Source organism: Marivivens donghaensis (genome assembly GCF_030410045.1).
GTDB lineage: Bacteria > Pseudomonadota > Alphaproteobacteria > Rhodobacterales > Rhodobacteraceae > Marivivens > Marivivens donghaensis.
Map to the genome: position 1 here is coordinate 67,690 of NZ_JAUFRA010000007.1, position 16,844 is coordinate 84,533.

General features: G+C 56.4%; 19 protein-coding genes and 1 riboswitch. Of the genes, 12 read left to right on the top strand and 7 right to left on the bottom strand.

Annotated features, from left to right (window positions below):
- Positions 1 to 50: 50 nt before the first annotated feature.
- Together QWY83_RS12025 and QWY83_RS12030 are read right to left on the bottom strand one after the other, a co-directional pair.
- Positions 51 to 881, bottom strand: a complete 831-nt coding sequence (locus QWY83_RS12025) for an alpha/beta fold hydrolase (RefSeq protein ID WP_249946893.1) — start codon at positions 879 to 881, stop codon at positions 51 to 53.
- On the bottom strand, positions 881 to 1,555 hold the full coding sequence (locus QWY83_RS12030; protein WP_249946894.1) for a haloacid dehalogenase type II: 675 nt from the start codon (positions 1,553 to 1,555) through the stop codon (positions 881 to 883). Before QWY83_RS12030 ends, QWY83_RS12025 begins: the two co-directional genes overlap by 1 nt.
- A gap of 162 nt (positions 1,556 to 1,717) precedes the next feature.
- Here QWY83_RS12030 and QWY83_RS12035 point away from each other — a divergent pair, with 162 nt between their 5' ends.
- Entirely contained in the window at positions 1,718 to 2,152 is a 435-nt protein-coding gene (locus QWY83_RS12035) for an FKBP-type peptidyl-prolyl cis-trans isomerase (RefSeq protein WP_067550816.1), read from the top strand.
- Here QWY83_RS12035 and QWY83_RS12040 read toward each other — a convergent pair.
- From QWY83_RS12040 to fabA, 4 genes are read right to left on the bottom strand one after another with little or no spacing between them, the layout of a single operon-like run.
- Positions 2,149 to 2,925: a zinc metalloprotease gene (locus QWY83_RS12040; RefSeq protein WP_249946895.1), complete on the bottom strand. Its 777-nt coding sequence runs from the start codon at positions 2,923 to 2,925 to the stop codon at positions 2,149 to 2,151. The two genes, QWY83_RS12035 and QWY83_RS12040, sit on opposite strands and share 4 nt — an antisense overlap.
- A gap of 3 nt (positions 2,926 to 2,928) precedes the next feature.
- Positions 2,929 to 3,717, bottom strand: coding sequence for an enoyl-ACP reductase FabI (locus QWY83_RS12045; RefSeq protein ID WP_067550814.1), 789 nt, complete (start codon positions 3,715 to 3,717; stop codon positions 2,929 to 2,931).
- Between the two features lie 12 nt (positions 3,718 to 3,729).
- On the bottom strand, positions 3,730 to 4,959 hold the full coding sequence (fabB, locus tag QWY83_RS12050; RefSeq protein ID WP_249946896.1) for a beta-ketoacyl-ACP synthase I: 1,230 nt from the start codon (positions 4,957 to 4,959) through the stop codon (positions 3,730 to 3,732).
- 38 nt (positions 4,960 to 4,997) lie between these two features.
- A complete protein-coding gene (gene fabA, locus QWY83_RS12055; RefSeq protein ID WP_105234180.1) occupies positions 4,998 to 5,507 on the bottom strand; it encodes a bifunctional 3-hydroxydecanoyl-ACP dehydratase/trans-2-decenoyl-ACP isomerase in 510 nt (169 codons plus the stop codon).
- A gap of 165 nt (positions 5,508 to 5,672) precedes the next feature.
- Between fabA and irrA the strand changes: the two genes are divergently transcribed.
- Positions 5,673 to 6,089: an iron response transcriptional regulator IrrA gene (irrA, locus tag QWY83_RS12060; RefSeq protein ID WP_067550811.1), complete on the top strand. Its 417-nt coding sequence runs from the start codon at positions 5,673 to 5,675 to the stop codon at positions 6,087 to 6,089.
- Between the two features lie 4 nt (positions 6,090 to 6,093).
- Here irrA and QWY83_RS12065 read toward each other — a convergent pair whose 3' ends face one another.
- Positions 6,094 to 6,963, bottom strand: a complete 870-nt coding sequence (locus tag QWY83_RS12065; RefSeq protein ID WP_105234181.1) for a glycosyltransferase family protein — start codon at positions 6,961 to 6,963, stop codon at positions 6,094 to 6,096.
- A gap of 118 nt (positions 6,964 to 7,081) precedes the next feature.
- Here QWY83_RS12065 and miaB point away from each other — a divergent pair, with 118 nt between their 5' ends.
- The 10 genes from miaB to QWY83_RS12115 all read left to right on the top strand — a co-directional run bounded on the left by miaB (position 7,082) and on the right by QWY83_RS12115 (position 16,786).
- Positions 7,082 to 8,389: a tRNA (N6-isopentenyl adenosine(37)-C2)-methylthiotransferase MiaB gene (gene miaB, locus QWY83_RS12070; RefSeq protein ID WP_249946897.1), complete on the top strand. Its 1,308-nt coding sequence runs from the start codon at positions 7,082 to 7,084 to the stop codon at positions 8,387 to 8,389.
- Between the two features lie 195 nt (positions 8,390 to 8,584).
- Positions 8,585 to 9,184 (top strand): OmpA family protein, encoded by a 600-nt coding sequence (locus QWY83_RS12075; protein ID WP_105236266.1) that lies wholly within the window; start codon positions 8,585 to 8,587, stop codon positions 9,182 to 9,184.
- A gap of 12 nt (positions 9,185 to 9,196) precedes the next feature.
- On the top strand, positions 9,197 to 9,538 hold the full coding sequence (locus tag QWY83_RS12080) for a hypothetical protein (RefSeq protein ID WP_105236267.1): 342 nt from the start codon (positions 9,197 to 9,199) through the stop codon (positions 9,536 to 9,538).
- Between the two features lie 147 nt (positions 9,539 to 9,685).
- Positions 9,686 to 10,684: a PhoH family protein gene (locus tag QWY83_RS12085; protein ID WP_249946898.1), complete on the top strand. Its 999-nt coding sequence runs from the start codon at positions 9,686 to 9,688 to the stop codon at positions 10,682 to 10,684.
- A 55-nt stretch (positions 10,685 to 10,739) separates the two neighbouring features.
- On the top strand, positions 10,740 to 11,249 hold the full coding sequence (gene ybeY / locus QWY83_RS12090) for an rRNA maturation RNase YbeY (protein WP_435404528.1): 510 nt from the start codon (positions 10,740 to 10,742) through the stop codon (positions 11,247 to 11,249).
- 39 nt (positions 11,250 to 11,288) lie between these two features.
- Entirely contained in the window at positions 11,289 to 12,176 is an 888-nt protein-coding gene (locus QWY83_RS12095) for a transporter associated domain-containing protein (RefSeq protein ID WP_105234185.1), read from the top strand.
- A 3-nt stretch (positions 12,177 to 12,179) separates the two neighbouring features.
- Positions 12,180 to 13,628 (top strand): apolipoprotein N-acyltransferase, encoded by a 1,449-nt coding sequence (lnt, locus tag QWY83_RS12100; RefSeq protein ID WP_249946900.1) that lies wholly within the window; start codon positions 12,180 to 12,182, stop codon positions 13,626 to 13,628.
- A gap of 34 nt (positions 13,629 to 13,662) precedes the next feature.
- Positions 13,663 to 13,711, top strand: a riboswitch (SAM-SAH riboswitch).
- Between the two features lie 5 nt (positions 13,712 to 13,716).
- A complete protein-coding gene (gene metK / locus QWY83_RS12105; RefSeq protein ID WP_249946901.1) occupies positions 13,717 to 14,898 on the top strand; it encodes a methionine adenosyltransferase in 1,182 nt (393 codons plus the stop codon).
- A gap of 81 nt (positions 14,899 to 14,979) precedes the next feature.
- Positions 14,980 to 15,693, top strand: a complete 714-nt coding sequence (trmB, locus tag QWY83_RS12110) for a tRNA (guanine(46)-N(7))-methyltransferase TrmB (protein WP_249946902.1) — start codon at positions 14,980 to 14,982, stop codon at positions 15,691 to 15,693.
- Between the two features lie 589 nt (positions 15,694 to 16,282).
- Entirely contained in the window at positions 16,283 to 16,786 is a 504-nt protein-coding gene (locus tag QWY83_RS12115) for a type III secretion system chaperone family protein (RefSeq protein WP_105234188.1), read from the top strand.
- Positions 16,787 to 16,844: the final 58 nt, after the last annotated feature.

Sequence of the window (16,844 nt, forward strand, 5' to 3'; positions counted from 1 at the left end):
TACATGAGGCGGGTTCCGTCGAAAGGCAACCTTTAGACCTAGATCAGAGGCTAGGCTTGGGCGTCCTTCACAGCTGAGAGCCAAACCCGCAGGGCCTCAATGGCTTCTGGTTCGTCCAAAAACGGCACGTGTCCGCGATCTGGCACCTCGGCAGGGATCATGTCGGGGCGGCGTTTTGACATTTCGTCGGCTGTTTCGACCGAGAGCAAATCGCTGTTCATCCCACGGATCAGCGCAATCGGCAGTCCGTCGAGCGCGTCGAAAAACGGCCAAAGCGATGGGGCGTTGTTGTCTGCCGCGTTGAAGGTATCGCGTAGCTTTGGGTCATAACGAATGACGAGCCCATCGGCGGTCTGTTCGTAGTGGGCACGAACCTCGGCCAACCAACGTTCCATCGGGACGTTCTTAAAGTGCACCCAGTTGCGGTCGCGGAATTGGGCGGCTTCTTCATAAGTTTTTTGTGCGGGATTGCGGCCAATGTAGGCGCTGATGATGTCCAGCCCTTGGGTGTCGATCACCGGACCAATGTCATTGAGCGCAACGCCCAGCAGTCGGTCCTTGGCGGTTGCAGCGAGAACCATTCCAATAATCCCACCGCGCGACGTGCCGATGATCGCGGCCTTTTCCAGCCCCAGATGATCCATGAGCGCCAGAATGTCCTGTGCCTCATGCGGCACAGTATAGGTATCCGACGTGGCCCAGTCCGATTTGCCCCGACCGCGATAATCAGGCCGAATGAGCCTGATCCCGTCTAGGAGAGGTGCGATGTGGTCAAAGTCAGCCGCGTTGCGCGTTAGGCCTGCCAGCGCGAGGACGGGCAGCCCTTCGCCTTCGTCAAGGTAATGCAGTCGGGTTCCGTCGGGGGCGCTGTAATAAGGCATTAGATCAGGTCCGGGATCGTGCTGAGGTCAGTGAGTACCAATTCAGGCGCGGCATAGAGCCGATCCATCGGGTCGCCATTACGGTTCACCCAAGCGGTGCGATAGCCAAATTTGGAAGCACCCGCCGCATCCCAGCCGTTCGACGAGACAAAGAGGACTTCGTTCCGTTCGCAGACAAAACGGCTCTCGACCATTTCGTAAACGAGGTCGTGGGGTTTATAGACACCCACCGTTTCGACCGACAAAACATCATCGAGAAGCTCGGACAGGCCCGCCGATTTCACCGCCGCATCCAGCATCGCAGGCGAACCGTTCGAGAGGATCGCCGTGTTCATCCCGCGCTCTTTCAACGTGGCGAGCATTTTGGGCACTTCGGGATAGGCGCTCAGTTCCCAATAGAGCGCCAAAAGACGTTCGCGGAGGGCGGCATCGTCGAGGCCAGAAGCCTCCATCGCCCAATCGAGGCCGTCACCCGTCACCTGCCAGAAATCAACGTGTTGGCGGGCCACAGCCCGGAGCCATGAATATTCCAACTGCTTGCGGCGCCAATTTGCAGCCAGTGCTGGCCAGACTTGCGCCAGTGCCTCTTGTCCGGGTTCTGCTGCAGCTTCCCGTGCTGCGGCAGCGACGTCGAACAATGTGCCATAGGCATCAAAAATACAGGTGTTGATCAATGTGGGTCCTCCATCCTGTCGCGCAGAGTGACCAACTCTGAGCGGAAGAACAAGGGCGCCATTTGCAATCCAGCCATGCATTCCATAGGGTGTCCCCCGAATCCCAGAGCACCCGCAGAGTGCGGCCTCTTTCATTCTTTCCCTGACAGACCGGAGATTTTTATGACCCAAGTAAAATCGGGTGACACCGTTCGTATTCATTACACTGGCACCCTGACCACTGGCGAAACCTTTGACAGCAGCGAAGGTCGTGAGCCGCTGGAGTTCATCGTTGGCTCGGGTCAGATCATTCCTGGTCTGGATAAGGCTCTGCCTGGCATGACCGTCGGCGATAAGAAAACCGTCGAAGTCCCCTGTGCCGAAGCCTACGGCGAAGCCAGTGCTGACGCGATCCAAGCGATCCCGCGTTCCGAAATTCCTGATCACATCCCAACCGAGATCGGTACCCAGCTTCAGATGCAAGCACCGACGGGTCAGGTTGTTCCTGTGACCGTTGTCGACGCGAACGAAGAGCAGGTTGTTCTGGATGCGAACCACATGCTCGCTGGCAAAGACCTGATCTTTGCGATCGAACTGGTCGAGATCAAAGCGGCCTAAAGGCCCAAGGCGAGAACAATGAGCGGCCAGCCGAACCGATACAGGCTGGCCGTGACCACAAGATAGGCCCCGATCAATAGCCATGCGGCGTCTTTGGGCATCGGGGATTGATGCGGCGTCGGGTGTTCAAGGGCCATGAGGCCACGAATGCCGATAAAGGCGATAGCGCCAAGCGTGAATGACGTAAAGCCAGCGGCCAATGTCAGGATCACAGCGAGGGCGGCACCCCCCAATACAAACGGCAGCATTGGCCAGAACGTCTCTGACACCGCGCGAATGATCCGCCCTCCTGCCAGCGGCCAGAACGGTAACAGCGTGAAAGCGCCATAGGTGGCCGAGACGGCTGCAAACCCCGCGAGGTAATTCCCCAGCAGCGGTGAGCTGTTCAGCAACATCGCTGCAATCGCGAGGCACAGAAATACAGCGGGCACAGTGAAGGCAGGGCCCATCAGCGCGACATAGGCTTCTTTGCCTTGGTCCAGTTTGTGCAAATCCCACTTGGGCGGGTTCGCAAAGACGGGGATGGCGCGGATTTTCGCGTTCACGCCGAAAGAGCGAAGCGTGACGACGTGGCCGAGTTCTTGGAAATAGAAGGTTGCGATCAGGCAGGGGCCAAAGAACGGGCCGAAAAAGTAGAAGATCGCTGCGGCGGCGAGTGCGCCAAAGGCCCAGAACTTGCGGTCAGGCCACTCAATGGAAAGTCCAGCCCAGCCCCCGCGTGTTGCCAGCCAAAAGGCGGAGCAAAACCCGAGGGCAAGGGCCAGTAATCCCATGGATCAGAGGTGGTCTTGCTGTGGCATCCCGAGAACGTGGAAGCCGCCGTCAACGCGGATGATTTCGCCTGTTGTGTAAGCGCCAGCATCGGATGCGAGGTAAACCGCGGTGCCGCCAACAGCCTCGAGCGTTGCGTTCGACCGCAGCGGTGCGTTCTGTTCCGTGTGGCGGAAGGTTGCGCGTGCGCCACCGATGGCTGCGCCAGCCAGCGTTTTCATCGGGCCGGGGGAGACCGCGTTCACGCGAATACCCTGCGGGCCGAGGTCGTTCGCCAGATAGCGGACCGAAGATTCCAGTGCCGCCTTTGCAACGCCCATGACGTTGTAGTTCGGCGTCACGCGGTTGGAACCGCCGTAGGTCAGCGTCAGCAGCGTGCCGCCGTTCGGCATCAGTTCCGATGCGCGCTTGGACACTTCGATGAACGAATAGCAGCTGATAACCATCGAATTGCAGAAGTTATCGCGGCTGGTGTTGATGAAACGACCTGTGAGTTCGTTTTTGTCCGAATAGGCAATCGCGTGGACCACGAAATCAATGGTGCCCCATTTGTCTTTCAGTGTCTGAAAGGCGAGGTCCATGCTTTCGTCGTTGGTCACATCTACGTCGATGAGGGTGTCAGAACCTACCGACGCGGCCAGAGGTTCAACGCGTTTGCCAAAGGCTTCGCCTTGATAAGAGAACGCGAGTTCTGCGCCTGCGTCCGCCATTGCCTTAGCGATACCCCATGCGATGGAGCGTTCGTTGGCAACGCCCATGATCAAGCCACGTTTACCCTGCATCGAAATAGTCATGTGAAAAAGTCCTTAGTCTCGAAACTTGGAGAGCAGCATCGACCCGTTCGTGCCACCAAACCCAAAGCTGTTGGTCATGATGGTATCTAGCCCAGCATTTTCAACCAGAGAAGTCGCTATTTCTGCGGGATTCAACTCTGGGTCGAGTGTTTCGACGTTGATCGAGGGTGCAATGAAGTCACCCTGCAGCATCAGGAGGCAGTAAATCGCCTCGGATGCGCCAGTCGCGCCTTGGCTGTGGCCCGTCATCGATTTGGTCGACGAGATCGGCGGTGTGGTGCCTTCGCCAAAGACGCGGCGCACAGCCTGAACCTCGCCCACGTCACCGACGGGTGTCGATGTGCCGTGTGCGTTGATGTAGCTAATTTTGCGGCCTTCGGGCAGGGTTTCCAGAGCGAGGCGCATCGCGCGTTCGCCGCCTTCACCCGACGGGGCAACCATGTCGTGACCGTCCGAAGTCGCGGCAAAGCCTGTGACCTCAGCGTAGATTTTCGCGCCGCGTGCTTTCGCGTGCTCCAGTTCTTCGAGGACAACGATACCGCCGCCGCCTGCAATGACGAAACCGTCACGGCCAGCGTCGAATGCGCGGGACGCTTTGGTCGGTGTGTCGTTGTATTTCGAAGACATCGCACCCATCGCGTCGAACAAGCAGGACAGCGTCCAGTCGAGTTCTTCTGCGCCACCTGCAAACATTACGTCCTGTTTGCCCATCATGATCTGTTCTGCTGCGTTGCCGATGCAGTGCAAAGAGGTCGAGCAAGCCGAGGTGATCGAGTAGTTGATGCCCTTGATCTTGAACTGGGTCGAAAGGTTGGCAGAGATGGTCGAGGACATGCACTTCGGCACAGCGAAGGGCCCGATCCGTTTGGGCGAACCGTTGTTGTCGACGATCTGGTGCGCGGCGTACATCGCGCTGGTGGACGGGCCACCCGAGCCAGCGATCAGACCTGTGCGGGTGTTGGATACTTGATCCTCGGATAGGCCAGAATCCTCGATCGCTTGCTTCATCGATATGTAAGCATAAGCCGCGCCCGGACCCATGAAACGCAGAGCACGTTTATCAACGTGTTCTGTGACATCGATTTTGACGGTGCCTGCGATCTGGCTGCGGAAGCCGCGTTCTGCCATTTCGGGGCTGGCTTCGATGCCCGATTTACCCGCACGAAGAGAGGCCTCTACCTCGGCAGCATTGTTCCCGATCGGTGAAACGATCCCGAGACCAGTTACGACAACACGGCGCATAGGCACCCTCCCTTGTAGTCTTTGATGTTCTGTCGGTCTTAGGACGCGGACAGAGCCACTTTCATGTCTTTAACGACGTAGATCACTTCACCGTCAGCTTCGACGATACCGTCCGCCACACCCATGGTTAGGCGACGGGTTTGCACGGCTTTGGTGAAATCGACCTTGTAGGTCAGCATTTTGCGTTCTGGACGCACCATGCCAGTCAGCTTCACTTCGCCAACGCCGAGCGCGTAACCGCGACCTTCCCAACCACGCCAACCGAGGTTGAAGCCTGTCAGCTGCCACAGACCATCAAGTCCAAGGCAGCCCGGCATGATCGGGTTGCCGGGGAAGTGGCAGTCGAAGAACCAGAGGTCTGGTTTGATGTCGAATTCAGCTACAACATGGCCTTTGCCATGCAGACCACCATCCTCGGAAATCTCGGTGATGCGGTCCATCATAAGCATCGGCGGTTCCGGCAGCTGCGCGTTACCGGGGCCGAAAAGTTCGCCACGGGCACATTTTAACAGATCGTCGCGGTCAAAGCTGCTCGGGTATTGGGCCATGCGTATGTGTCCCCCTTGTTGGGATAGTGATGCGTTATTAACGTTCGTCTATCACCCAGAGGTTAACAAGAGCAAGTGTAGCGGCGACGCGGGGCAATTTGACTTTGCGATTGAAAAAAGTCGCTGCCGCGCTGTATTGTACCCTTCAACATAAGGATGACCTTCATGCTGGATGACCGGATCAATCGCGGAACAGAATGGCTCGCTCAGGCGGGGCTGCGTCCGACACGGCAACGTGTGGCGCTGGCGGCTGTTTTGGTGGGTGACGGTATGGATCGGCATGTGACCGCTGAGTGGCTCTATGAGGCCGCGACCAAAGCGGACGCCGACGTATCGCTCGCGACGGTTTATAACACCCTGCGTGCGTTCAGCGAGGCAGGGTTGGTCCGTGAGATCACCGTTGATGGGTCGCGCAGCTACTTCGACACCAATATGTCCGACCACCCGCATTTCTACTGGGAAGACGACGGTCGTCTGACCGATGCGCCTGCGGACCAACTGCGTATCGAAGGACTGCCAGACGCCCCTGATGGCGCGCGCATCTCTGCGGTGGATGTTGTGATCCGCCTGCGTCGGTCCTAAAGAATCAGAACCACTGACCCGGTTCGATTAGCCCGAAATCCAACAATTGACGTGAGTGCCAATCAAACGGCACAGAATTTCGCCATTCAAAGGTGTTGATCGCAAAGGTCGACCCCGGGTTTCGTTTCAGCGCCTTTGCAGTGCGAAACGAACAGATTGCCGCCGTGAGGTTATGGTGCCACGGACATGCGTAGGTGTTGTATTCTTCGACGTTAAACGTGTGATCGTCATTGAGACGCAGCCCTTTTTGGGCGCGGAAGATTGCGATCCTGTCGATCCGACGCTTGGCAGCGGGGATGAACTCTTCATACCGCCAGCGCAGACCGCCGTAGAAATCCAACTGTCGTTCTTTGGGGTGGTTGTGGTTCGCTGGATCGTTGCGGGCCAGCGCATAGTAGCCCGTTTTGTCCAGCATGGCTTCGTCGACCGAGACTGCCGACGGGTATTTTCCCAAGTCGCCCGCATAAAGATCAACGACGTAGGTCAGCATCGCATCGCGACGCTCTTCTGTGTGGAAAGCGAGCATTTCGCCGATCGTGCGCGTCTCGCAAAACGGGTAGAACAGGTACTCTGCGTTGTAGCAGTAATACATCCAGACGTTCGGCGCGGCCTCAATGCAAGCGTTCACAGCCGTCGTCAGCGCATGTTCACCCCGCATATCGAGATCGACGCGAATGGTCTTTGTCTCGACCTTCGGGGACACTTCGATATCGGGATCGGCAAAGAGGACGACCTTTTTGAACCCAAGGTCGAGATGGTGCCGCACGGTGCTGTCCACTTCGACCTCGTCCTCGACCATGATCAGGGCAATCGGACCTTTGGCGAGCGCGGACGGGGCGTCGGATAGAAAATCTTTGAGTGAAGAATACCGCATGGGCCTGTCTTAAATTGTTCGCCTGTAAGGTCTGTCAAATCCGTCGGCATTGCAAGACAGAGGGCGAGGCGTTAGGTAACGCCGACTTTCCCCACCGCTGTAAAACGGGATGCCGCCCATGACCGAGCCGAAGAAGCTGTTTATCAAAACCTATGGCTGTCAGATGAACGTCTACGACAGTGAACGCATGGTCGAAGCACTGGGCGGAAACGGCTACACGCAGGTGGACTCGGCGGATAAGGCGGACATGATCCTCCTCAACACCTGCCACATCCGCGAAAAGGCGGCGGAAAAGGTGTATTCCGAACTGGGCCGTCTAAAAGAATTGAAGGATGTGAACCCTGATTTGAAAATCGGCGTTGCTGGCTGTGTCGCGCAGGCCGAAGGCAAAGAGATCATGGCGCGTGCACCTGTTGTGGACCTGATCGTCGGGCCGCAGTCCTACCATCGCCTCCCGCAGATGGAAAAAGCCGTGCAGCGCGGTGAACGTGCGGTCGATACGGATTTTCCCGAAGAAGACAAATTCGACACCTTGAACAAACGCCCTCGCGCCACCCGTGGCCCGACCGCTTTCCTGACGGTTCAGGAAGGATGCGATAAATTCTGCGCCTTCTGCGTGGTGCCCTATACGCGCGGGGCCGAGGTTTCGCGTCCCAAAGAACGCATCCTGCGCGAGGCGGCTGATTTGGTCGCTGCGGGTGTTCGTGAAATTACGCTGCTCGGCCAGAACGTGAATGCCTATCACGGCCATGACGAAGGTCTGGCTGGTTTGATCTGGGAACTCGCTGACATTGATGGGCTAGAGCGCATCCGCTTCACCACCTCGCATCCGAACGACATGGATGACGAGTTGATCAACGCCCATGCGACCTGTGAAAAGCTGATGCCCTATTTGCACCTCCCCGTGCAGTCGGGCAGCGATAAAATCCTCAAGGCGATGAACCGCAAACACACGCGGGATGATTATTTCCGTCTGATCGACCGTATCCGTGGCGCACGTCCTGACTTGCTGCTGTCTGGCGACTTTATCGTCGGCTTCCCCGGTGAAACCGATCAGGATTTTGAGGATACGCTCGATCTGATCCGTCAGGTGAACTACGGGCAGGCCTATTCGTTCAAATATTCGACCCGTCCGGGTACACCCGCGGCTGAGAAACCGCAGTTGCCCGATGACCTGATGGATGACCGTCTGCAGGAGCTTCAGGCGCTTTTGACCCAGCAGCAACGCGCTGCCCAGGACGGAATGGTCGGGCGCGAGGTCAAAGTTCTGTTTGAAAAGGCAGGGCGCATGCCGGGGCAGATGATCGGGAAATCCGACTACCTCCACGCGGTCTATGTCGAAGCACCTACTGACGTAAAAGGGCAGGTTCGGACCGTTCGGATCGTCGAAAGCAGCCGAAATTCCTTGGGCGGCGTCCTCGTCTGAGTCGGGTTTGTTGCCGATTTCGATCTAAAATTACATGAATTGCACCGATTGTTGTGGTTATAGCCACAGCATTCTACTAAATTTGCTTTTTTTTGCTAAAACATCAGTTAAGGTAGTCGTTATATACGATAGCGTAGCGTATGAGGTTGTCTGCTCGACCTCAGAGCAAGTACGAAAAGGGCATTAGCTGTGAAAATGAAATTGGGATCGATTGCGGTCAAGGCGTTCGGGGGCGCTTCGATTGCTGCACTAGGGCTCGCGGCAGTCGCGACCACTTCTTTTGCGGAAACCGCTCAAGTGATTGAGCTTCCGACCCGTGTGATTGAAGGCGAACAATACATTCCAACGATCTGGATTGACCCAGATGGTTGTGAGCACTGGGTCATGGATGATGGCGCCGAAGGTTATATGGATGCGAACCGTCGTCCCGATGGGTCCGCTGTATGTCACCGTAGCGAGATTTGTGGTGTCGTTCCGACAGACCAGCTTTTCGCGACGGATCGTTACGCGATCAGCAGCGCGGGTCGTTCGTCGTTGCAGCAGTTCTTTAGCCAGTCGATGCAGAACGGCGTATTTGGCTTCTTGATCTACGGTCACACCGACAGTCGCGCGTCTGACGAATACAACATGCGCCTATCGAACAACCGCGCGAATGCTGTTGCTCGCGTTGGTGCTGAAACAGGTGCTCGCATCGTTGATGTTCGTGGCTTTGGTGAGCGCAGCCCGCGTGCGGACAACTCGACCGCAGCTGGTATGCAGCAAAACCGCCGCGTCGAAATTTACTGCCTGCGCTAAGGAGAGATGGACATGAAACTCGTTAAACTAACGTTCGCTCTCGCTGCTGCAGCTTCGCTTTCGGCTTGTATCGGTGCCGAAGGGTTCGAAGGCTCTGGCTTTATGGGTCGTGGTGGCATTGGCGCTGACAAAAGCATCGACTACGGCGTGAACAAACACCACCTGTCGGACATGGTTGCTGGCATCTGGGTTGACCCGCATGGCTGTGACCACTGGATCATCGATGACGGTGTCGAAGGGTATCTGTCGCCGCGTCTGACCCCTGATGGTCTTCCTGTGTGTTCGGGCGTTGCCCCGCCGAACTACGCGGTTGGTCCGTTCAAAGATGGTTCGCCGATTGCAGACCCTCTCTAACTGTTTATAGAATGTGCAGAATGAACAGGCCGCGGTGAGATCCGCGGCCTTTTTCGTCTTTCAGCTGTCACATACGCATGAGACGCTTGCCACAGGTCCAAGTTCTTGCCACCATGAAAGTACACAACCTGTTGTAAGGAGTCGTGATTGCCAGTCGATATCTTGACCCCCGCTAGCGAATTCGTCATCGAATTTCCGGATAACTTTCTGCTCATCGACCTGTGTGGAGAGCACGACAGAAATCTGGCCAAGATTGAGGAACGACTGGGAATACAGATTGCGCGACGTGGTAACCACCTGATCTTAATCGGTGAGGAAGCCTCGCAGAAACAGGGCGCAGAGGTTCTGCAATCTCTTTACTCTCGTCTGGAATCTGGACGCGGCATCGAAGCGGGCGACATTGATCGCGAACTTCGCATGGGCAACTCTGAAAAAGAGACCGCACCGCAAGCAGGTGATCAGATGGAGATGTTCAAGGGCGGACCCGTTGAGATCAAGACCCGTAAAAAGGTGATTGAGCCGCGCACCGACGCGCAAAAGGCCTATGTCCAAAACCTGTTCAAAAACGAACTTGCGTTTGGCATCGGCCCAGCGGGCACGGGTAAAACCTATCTCGCGGTTGCTGTCGGCGTGTCCATGTTCATTCAGGGCCACGTGGATAAGATTATCCTGTCCCGTCCTGCGGTCGAAGCGGGTGAAAAGCTCGGCTTCCTCCCTGGTGATATGAAGGACAAGGTCGATCCCTATATGCAGCCTCTCTACGATGCGCTGGATGATTTCCTGCCGGGGAAACAGACGGCCAAACTGATCGAAGAGAAGAAGATCGAGATCGCGCCGCTTGCCTTTATGCGGGGCCGCACCCTGTCCAATGCCTTTGTTGTGTTGGACGAAGCGCAGAACGCGACCACTATGCAGATGAAGATGTTCCTGACCCGTCTTGGTGAAGGTTCACGTATGGTGATCACGGGGGACCGTTCTCAGGTCGACCTTCCGCGTGGTGTGGACTCTGGCCTTGCTGATGCGGAACGGCTGCTGAAGGGCATTCCAAAGATCAGCTTCAACTACTTCACAGCCAAAGACGTGGTGCGTCACCCGCTCGTGGCTGCGATCATTGAAGCTTATGATGCGGATGCCTCGCGCAAGTAATCTCTGGCAGAGGGGCGGGCGGCCTGTTATGCGCCGCCCAACCTGACCGGAGTGCATGCCCGTGGACATTGATATCGACATCACCGACAACCGTTGGGAAACGCTGGGGCTGTCTGCGATTGCAGAGCGCGCAGCGATTGCTGTTCTCGAGCGCTTGGATATTGATCCTGAGGAGTGTGAGCTGTCCATCCTCGGCTGTGGTGACGATAAAATCAAAGAACTAAACGCCGATTTCCGTGAAAAGGATAAGGCGACGAATGTTCTGTCTTGGCCTGCCGATGAGCGTGGCGCCGAAGTTGAAGGCGAACTGCCCGAACCGCCCGAAGAGGACGTATTCGGCGCAATCGAACTGGGTGATATCGCGATTTCCTACGATACCTGCGCTCGCGAAGCGGACGAAGCGGGGAAGTTGTTAGAGCATCATGCGACCCATTTGATGGTCCATGGCGTGCTCCATCTGTTGGGTTTTGATCACATAAGAGAGGGTGACGCGTCTCTTATGGAGGGATTAGAGACAGAGATACTTGGCAAAATGGGTATTGCTGACCCATATTCAGAGGAATGAAGGTCGGGCCCTGACGCCGCGACCATAGGTTTGGAGACAATGGGCGACACCAGCGAGGGTCCTTCTATCGCAGCGCAGAGCGCGCAATCGGACCAAATTGACGAACAACGTAGTGGTTTTTTCAGCCGTATTATTGGCGCACTTAGCCCGTCTGATGATCTTCCTGAGGCAGAGTTTAACGGTAGTAAAACGCATTCGGTGACCACCACATTGGGTCTATCGAACCTGCGTCGTATGCGCGTTGAGGATGTGAGCATCCCCAAGGCCGAAATCGTTGCGGTCTCTGCGACCATTGGCAAAGACGAACTGGTACAGGTGTTCCGTGAAAGCGGCCTGACTCGTCTGCCTGTCTATGATGGCACGCTCGATACGCCGCTTGGCTTTGCCAACCTCAAGGACTTTGCCCTGCGGCATGGGTTCAACGGGGACACGCCAGAGTTCGATGTAAAAGAGATGTTGCGTCCGCTGCTCTATGTGCCGCCGTCGATGCCGCTGCATGTTCTTCTGCAAAAGATGCAGGCAGAGCGGATCCATATGGCTTTGGTCATTGACGAATACGGTGGCACCGATGGCCTCGTGACGATCGAGGATTTGATCGAACAGGTCGTGGGTGAAATCGAAGACGAACATGACGTCGAAGAGGATGAAACCTTCACCCGCACGGGCAATGGCATCTACATGGCGCAGGCCAAGACGCTTCTCGATGAATTCGAAGAAGAGATCGGCCTCGATCTGACGGCTCATGATGAGATTGACGCAGAAGAGGTCGATACGCTCGGTGGTCTGGTCTTTATGCTGGCGGGTCACGTGCCCGCTCGTGGTGAAGTCATTAAACACCCTGATGGCCCAGAGTTCGAAGTTGTCGATGCAGACCCGCGGCGGATCAAACGTTTGCGCGTGCGTCTACATTCCAAAGCCGAGGACTAAGCCTTGAACCGTGCCCTGTCGGCTTATGGCCTGCCATTGGCCGCAGGGATGGCACTGTCTTTGGGACAAGAGCCTGTCGCGCTCCCCGTCATGATCTTACCCGCGCTGGTTCTATTCGCTCTGCTATTGCAGGGATTAGAGGCGCGGGCGGCGGCGGGACGCGCGTGGCTGGTTGGGTTCGGGTATTTCGGGCTGACGCTCACGTGGATTGTGAACCCGTTCTATGTGGAGGCTGATCTCTATTCTTGGATGGCGCCTTTTGCGGCAGTGCTACTGCCTGCAGGACTTGCCGCATTTTGGGCGGCGGGCGTATGGGTGGCCTTTCGCATCGGTCGGGGCATGTCGGCATGGGCGCTGGGCCTGATCCTCGCTGAATTGGCGCGCGCGCATTTGTTCACGGGGTTCCCGTGGGTGCAATTTGGCCAAGGATACCTCGATACAATCAGCGCATCTTTGATGGCCTATATCGGGGCAGAGGGGCTGTCTGTTCTGATCATCGTTGTTGCAGCAGTCGCGGCAGCAGCGATGCGGTATCGCTCGGCGATCATTCCTGTATGTGCGGCCTTGTTGCTGCCCGCAGTCACCTATTCACCTGACCCACAACCCAGCGATGGCCCTGTGGTCCGATTGGTCCAGCCAAGCGCACCGCAGGATGAAAAGTGGATCCCTGAACGGGCAGAGGCTTTCTACCGCCGTATGATCGCAGCAACCGAAGCAGAGCCGCCTGTCGATCTGGTGGTCTGGCCTGAAACTGCGATCCCATATCTGCTTAACTATTCTGGCCCCATCCTGACCGACATCGCGGATACGTCGAACGATACCCCAGTGATCTTTGGCGTGAACCGCGAAGAGGGTGGTCTCTATTACAACAGCCTCGCCATGGTTGGTGCGGGCGGAGCGGTTGATGCGATCTATGACAAGCGGCATCTGGTGCCGTTCGGCGAGTACATCCCCTTTGGCGACCTGCTGGCCCGTTTCGGCATCCACGGTTTAGCGGCGGCGGATGGTGCGGCCTATGCGGCAGGGCAATCGGGCGATCTGATCACTGTGCCAGAAGTTGGCGGTATTTTGCCCCTGATCTGTTACGAGGGGATTTTTCCGAGCATGTCCGCCAGCGCCGAGCGTCCCAGAGCCTTGGTCCTCATTACCAATGACGCGTGGTTTGGCCCCGATGCTGGTCCGCGCCAACATTTCGCCCAAGCCCGTCTGCGTGCTATCGAACAGGGACTTCCTATGGTGCGGGTGGGGAATACAGGGCTAACGGCGATGATCGATGCGCGCGGTGCTGTCACCGCATCGCTGCCGTTTGAAACGGTCGGATATGTGGATGCGACACTCCCCCAAGCCCGCGCAGAGACTATTTTTGCTCGATTTGGATCGTGGCCATTGGTAATAGTGATCCTTTTGTCATGCTCAGCCGTAGCAATACGACGCCGGATAATATCCGGTTGACCTAGAACGCACAGAGGATTAGCCGTCCTCCATTATGCCCCCACAACGGCTTCCTGGCGTGGCGGGTTCACCCTAACGGAGCATTTCAATGTCACGTAACGACTATATTTTCACTTCGGAATCGGTTTCCGAAGGCCATCCGGATAAGGTTTGCGACCGTATCTCGGACACCATTCTTGATGCATTTCTGGCTGAAGAGCCCGAGGCCCGCGTTGCCTGCGAAACCTTTGCGACCACAAATCGTGTCGTAATCGGTGGCGAAGTTGGCCTGTCGGATCAATCCAAACTTACTGAATACATGAACGCCGTGCCGGACCTCGTCCGTGGCGCGATCAAAGACATTGGTTACGAACAAGACAAATTCCACTGGAATACGGTCGAGATCACCAACCTTCTTCACGAACAGTCTGCGCATATCGCCCAAGGCGTTGATGCGACCGCGGACAAAGATGAAGGCGCAGGCGATCAGGGCATCATGTTCGGCTACGCCACAAACGAAACCGAAGCGCTTATGCCTGCGCCGATCCAATACGCACATGCGATCCTGCGCCGTCTGGCCGAAGTTCGCAAAAACGGAACAGAGCCTGCGCTGGGACCGGATGCGAAATCTCAGCTGTCGATCCAGTATCGTGATGGCAAACCCGTTGGCGTGACCTCGCTGGTTCTGTCGACGCAGCACCTTGATGAATCGCTGTCGTCGAATGACGTGCGTGCAATTGTTGAGCCCTACATCCGCGAAGTGCTGCCCGAGGGCTGGCTGACCGACGCGACTGAATGGTGGATCAACCCAACAGGCAAGTTTGTCATTGGTGGCCCCGATGGGGATGCGGGTCTGACGGGCCGTAAGATCATCGTGGACACCTACGGCGGCGCGGCTCCGCATGGTGGCGGCGCGTTCTCTGGCAAAGACCCAACCAAGGTTGACCGTTCGGCGGCATATGCTTCGCGCTATCTGGCAAAGAACGTTGTTGCTGCTGGTCTGGCTGACAAATGCACCATCCAGTTGTCCTATGCGATTGGCGTAGCAAAGCCGCTGTCGATCTACGCAAACACCTACGGCACAAACACCGTGGATGAGGCTGCGATCGAACGCGCGGTTGCGCAAGCCATGGACCTGACCCCACGCGGCATCCGCACTCATCTAGGCCTGAACAAACCGATCTATGCCCGCACTGCAGCTTACGGCCACTTTGGTCGTGCGCCCGAGGCGGACGGTGGTTTCTCTTGGGAACAGACCGATCTGGTCGAGACGCTCAAGAAAGCGGTTTGATCCAATGAAAAAGGCGGCCTTCGGGTCGCCTTTCTTTTTGGTTTATTGCGCGCAGAGCACGGAGTTGCTATGGCGCCGCCCATGACCGCATCGAACAAACACCCCGAAGCCCCTTGGCGCAATTTCTACGGCCGTATTCATGGGAAAACCCTGAATCAGGCTCAGAAGGACTATCTGGACGAAGATCTAGAGGCCTTGTCGCCAGGTGCGGTGAGCTGGGACATTAACCCTAATCGTGACCCCATTGATATGGACGCGCGGTTTAAGGGTAAACCAGTTTGGCTCGAAATCGGGTTCGGTGGGGGCGAACACCTCGTTCACATGGGTGAAACCTACCCCGAGATTGAGATCATCGGTTGTGAACCGTTTATGAACGGTGTCGCGATGCTCTTGGGCAAGATACGCAAGCTGCAAACCCAGAACGTTGCTGTCCATCCGGGCGATGCGCGGGATTTGTTCGACGTTCTCCCCGATCACTCGATTTCTAAAGCATTCCTGAACTACCCCGACCCGTGGCCGAAAAAGCGCCACCACCGTCGTCGGTTCGTGACCGCAGAACATCTGGAGCCGCTGTTCCGTGTGTTGAAGCCAGGTGCAGAGTTCCGCGTGGCGACGGATATTCCTGACTATGTGCGTCAAACTCTGATCGAAGTGCCCAAGGCAGGGTTCGTCTGGCAAGCCGAAGGCCCACAGGATTGGAGCCAACCATGGTCAGATTGGTATTCAACCCGCTATGAGCAAAAAGCCCTGCGTGAAGGTCGGACGCCTCATTATCTGACGTTCGTTCGCCCATAGTGGAATTAGGATGCGGACGATAACCTAAAAGTTGTAATTTCTGTGTGGAATTGAACACAAAAAGATAGCGTCGCTTACCTTTTGGATTTTCGTGCTGAAAGACTAGTCTCACCTTGATACAGGTTTCTCATAAGATTCCATTATTTATGAGATTTCTACCATGGATGCAGTTCGGTTGTTTAAATGTCCGAAGTGCGATCACAAACTTCGGTTCGGATCTGAGTTTTGTGGTTGGTGTAACGCTCGTACGCCTTTGCGGAACCGCAAAGGTTTTTGGGTGGCTTCGGTGATCGCGCTTTGCGCGGCTGGCGTGATTTTGACGCGATAGCTGTTTTTTAAGAGACCAAGATAAGGGACGAGGCGGCGTAAATGCCGCCTTTTTCGTTTTCGAACGCTGCGGTTTTTTGAGTCATCCACATGAAATTTCGGCGATGGCTGCGTTATCCCCAAGAAAGTGCTTTACAGAATAGCGCCTCTCGGCCCACCATATATCGTATGGGGTTGTGGATATATCCACAGGTCCTTGAGCAGGCACCAAGCGCTAGGGACGCTGCTTATGCCCAAGCGCAATAGCGAACGAGGCCGAGCAATGGCACTGACCGAGCATTTCGAAGACAGCGGTGACATTCATCCGATTGATGTCGTTGAAAACATCGCTGAATTTCACGAATGGGAATTCGACCGTATCGCGGACGACCAAATCGCGATGCAAGTCGAAGGCCAATGGCGCACCTATTCCATCACTCTCGCGTGGTCCCACTATGATCAGACCCTCCGTCTGATCTGCACCTTCGATATGGAGCCACCCGCACACCGCGAGCCCGCCTTGTATGAGGCGCTGAACGCGGCGAATGAGATGTGCTGGTCTGGTAATTTCACATGGTGGACAGGGCAAAAGGTCATGGTGTTCCGTTATGGTCTGGTGCTTGGCACCGACCAGATCGCAACGCCTGATCAGATCGATACGATCATCGGTGCGGCGGTCATGAGCTGTGAACGGTTCTATCCTGCGTTCCAACTGGTCACTTGGGCCGAACGTGACGTTGCAGAGGCGATGCAGATCGCCCTCACCGAGGCTTACGGCACCGCGTAACACTTTATCGGCGGGGCGGGGATCAACCGCCGCGCCTTGAACCCGTTCGTTTGCCTGC